General features: G+C 39.7%; 3 protein-coding genes. All 3 read right to left on the bottom strand.

All coding sequences use genetic code 11. From position 1 onward, the window contains the following. A partial coding sequence (gene panB, locus AB1397_05240) for a 3-methyl-2-oxobutanoate hydroxymethyltransferase (GenBank protein ID MEW6482389.1) occupies positions 1-684 on the bottom strand: 684 nt, incomplete at its 3' end. After that, a complete protein-coding gene (locus AB1397_05245; protein ID MEW6482390.1) occupies positions 681-2441 on the bottom strand; it encodes a DUF87 domain-containing protein in 1761 nt (586 codons plus the stop codon). The genes AB1397_05245 and panB, both read right to left, overlap by 4 nt. A 2-nt stretch (positions 2442-2443) precedes the next feature. Beyond that, the gene (locus tag AB1397_05250; protein ID MEW6482391.1) at positions 2444-3583 is read right to left on the bottom strand and encodes a DNA double-strand break repair nuclease NurA; all 1140 of its coding nucleotides are present in this window, start codon (positions 3581-3583) and stop codon (positions 2444-2446) included. Positions 3584-3678 lie beyond the last annotated feature (95 nt).

Consider the following 3678-nt stretch of genomic DNA (forward strand, 5'->3'; position numbering starts at 1 on the left):
CATATTCAAATACCTCCTTACAAACCTAGGAGACCTTTCAGTAAGACCAATCATATCATTAAGCACCAGGATTTGTCCATCGCAATGTATCCCAGAGCCAATACCAATCGTAGGAATTTTTAATGCTTCGCTGATTCTTTTTGCCAAGCTTTCTGGGATACATTCAAGCACAAGGGAGAATATGCCTGCTTCTTCAAGTGCTTTTGCTTCTTCAATCAACATTTCATCCCTTTGCACCTTATAACCTCCCATTTTATGAATTGCCTGTGGCCTTAAGCCAATATGACCCATTACCGGAATATCGGCATCCAAAATCGCCTTTATGGTTGGAATAATTTCAATTCCTCCCTCAAGCTTTACCGCACTTGCCCCACCTTCTTTTATCATCCTTCCGGCATTATAGAGAGAATCCTTAATGGAAACCTTATAGGATAAAAATGGCATATCACCCACCAAAAGGCTATTTTTTATCCCCCTTTTTACTGCCTTTGTATGATGGAGCATCTCCTCCATTGTAACCGGAAGGGTATTTTCATATCCTAGAACAACCATACCCAAGGAATCTCCCACCAAAACTATATCAACCCCAGCACTATCCAATATCTTTGCCATCTGGAAATCATAGCAAGTAAGGGCTACAATCTTTTTCTCCCCCTTCATCCTCTGTATCTCGGGAATGGTCATCGGACAACCTCCAATCTATTTACCCTTAAGAATTCTTCTGGTGTATTAAATGCGGTAAGAAATAATGGCGTTCCTGCAAAAGATAATGGCGAAACAGGCCCTACTGTCATAAAGGCATATTGTCTTGATGCTATATCAAAAGCACTATGGGGATCACGAAACCGTTGATAAAGTTTAAGGCTATTGGGGTCACCGCCAATAATTTCTTTTAGAGAGATAAATTCAGCACCTAAAGCCAAACCAAACCCAAAGAAAAATATTCTCAATTGGCCAATAATTTCCCGATGTAGACTTGATAGGGTTTGGCTAATAAACATCCATCCAAGTCCATATTTTCTTGTGGTTCTCGCGGCATTCACAAGGATTTCGCGGACACTCCGAGCGGCACTATCATCAGAGGGTAGGTCTCGGGGAGCAAGCCGGTGAGCTTCATCAATAACAACAAGTGCATTAAGACTTTGGCCTTCCTTATAGAAGTATTCAGCGGTTTGTGTCAGCCCATCAAGCAGGCGCTTTATCACCAAAGCTTGAATTTTATCATTCCAAAACAAGTCTTTTGCTTGTTCTTTTGAGAGATCAATCACAAGGATAGGTCTTGTCTCTGTTTCTGGATTCAGAAGCCAACTTAAGGCTTTATTCACACTCTTTGCACCACTTCTATCTATTCTGAATAACTCCGTTATTGGCGTCCAATATTCCTTATAAAATTCATTTGCGTCAGCTTCTTTGATAGCAGTATCAAAACGAAGCCTTGAAGCCTCAGTGCGGTAAAAAACTTTCTGCACCCTCTCGTCTTTAAGAAGATTCCATGCTTTATCAAAGGAGAACCTTGCGTGGAGTTCTTCAAGTTTAACCTTAGCCTTTTGTAATTTGTCAGAGAGAATGTTACATGCAAGTTCTCGGTTTTCTCCTTTTGGAATAGTCAGTCGCTCAAAAAACAAGGATTCGAAGAGAATTTGCTCAAACAACTCCCACCTGTCCAAAACCAAATTTCTGACAGTCATAACGAAGCTATTCTTACCTAAAACTTGGGTTATTTTCTTCATCGGCAAGACAAAACCATTTCCGGTTCTTTCATTTAGCATATCTTTGCTAAATTCACCCTGAGGATCAATAACGAGAAGAGCCATTTTGGGATAACGAGCATATGCCAATAGAATCATCTTTGCGAGAACTGACTTTCCAGAACCCGTTTTACCAAAGACGCCGAGGTGATATGCCTCGCCAGCTCCATTTGGTCCTATTCCGAAATGCTTAAACCAAAGAGGTAATTTGGGTGTTGATCCATAAACATGACCAAGGTAAAATATTTCATCTTGATATCTTTCTAGCACACTATCTAATATCTGGTCAGTGGCTAAATGGATAAAAGTCCCGGTGGCTGGAACTGTTCCCAAAATACTTGGTTCAAATTTGTTGTCCATCTCACTAAATACTGCACTTACAGTCATATCTCCAAGGTGGGTATCCTGCTGTCCACTTACAGGGTTAACCTGGCCTCTCTGCCGTGCAAGAGACCTCATTGTTGGGTCTTCAAGCCAGATATTCTTTAACTGGACCTCTGTTATTTGTCCTAATGCATAATGTGGCTTGCCATCCTGAGTGAATCTAAAAAGGGCAAGCTCTCCAAGCAATTTTTTACCAACAGCAGTACCAAGAATGTCTAATGAAAGCTCACTCGTAGAAGAAGGTGAACCTATTGTCCCAATCCTCTCAGAGGAGCTTATCAATTGCTCAATATTTATTCTTTCACTCATATTTACCTCCCAATTTCAGTTCTATAACCATGCATACTGAAAAAGATCTCTCCTATATCCCCTTGATGTAATTCGGTCATTCTTCTGGTAGCTGTCTGCCTAAAGGCAGGTATAGCACCTCCAAGATGTTTAACCATACAGTCTGCTATATAGAGGGGATATGGTTCAAAAATACTAGGAGTGCCACATTGGTATTTAATGCCTTGAAGTAATACTGCTATCCGAAAATTATTTGTGGCAATAGAAGATGCCATTTCAATCCTTAAAGCTGGTGTCCAGTTATGTGGTCTATAATACAAGACATAAAGCCTATCCATCGCTGATAAAACCTCATCTTTTAATCCTTCAAGTTCTTTATCATTGAAAGGAAGCCTCAAATGCCAAGGCTGTTGAGGTTGTTCTAGCTGAATTGGTGGGGTAAATTCACCCGGAGATAAAATAGTGGTCAAAATTGCCCTGTCATCATAATGGGATGGCCAATTGAGCTCTTTCCCTAATTCTCTTCTTGTGGTATATTTTGGCATACTTACCCATAATTTATCGCTTCGGGAAGATTCTAAAATGATTTTATAGGATATAAGCCAATCCTTAAATTCCTCTATAAGATTCTTCCCAATTATTGCCTCATCCGATTCTAATACCTTGTTTATTGCCTGGTTCATATATATTAAAGGTGTGGTAAGAGAACCATCTAGGAAAACTATATCATGAGGGGCCTTTGCTGCAAGTTCAAGCTCCATTTCCATCATTAATCCTCTAATAACTGTGCCTGTATCTGGATTATGTTTTTCCGGCTGAATAAATACTTTGTGATGGGGTTTTTCCCAGTATCTTTTTTCAGAGGGTGGGACTAATCCTTCAATTGCAACGGCTGCACAAGCAGCGAAATCGGTTGCCAAAAGCCTTTCAACTACATAAGAACCATCTATGCCACAGGTAGTTGGGATGCCTGGATATCCTAAATCGGCATCTTTTCTCAAGAAATTTTTATCTTGCAATTGCTTTCTCATTTCTTCTTTATTTTTCTGTATCTCTTTAAATGAATTAAAAAGCGCTTCTCCAACCTTTTCGCTATGTGAAAGCATTTCTTCTACAAGTGCTTCTGGCAGTTCTGCAAAAGGAGTTTGTTCAACTTTTTCCATTTATAGCTCCTTCAACATTTTTTCTGTTGTTTTAAAAAAATTATTGCTATTGAAATCTTTCCATCTTTGCATTCTTTCTGCCCTTGGAAGAACCC

It is taken from the genome of bacterium, assembly GCA_040756715.1.
In the GTDB taxonomy this organism is placed as follows: Bacteria; UBA9089; UBA9088; order UBA9088; family UBA9088; genus JBFLYE01.

Bases quoted from the DNA above. Each gene is read 5' to 3' on its own strand.
- AB1397_05245 (MEW6482390.1), bottom strand. From the start codon at position 2,441: ATGAGTGAAAGAATAAATATTGAGCAATTGATAAGCTCCTCTGAGAGG.
- AB1397_05250 (MEW6482391.1), bottom strand. From the start codon at position 3,583: ATGGAAAAAGTTGAACAAACTCCTTTTGCAGAACTGCCAGAAGCACTT.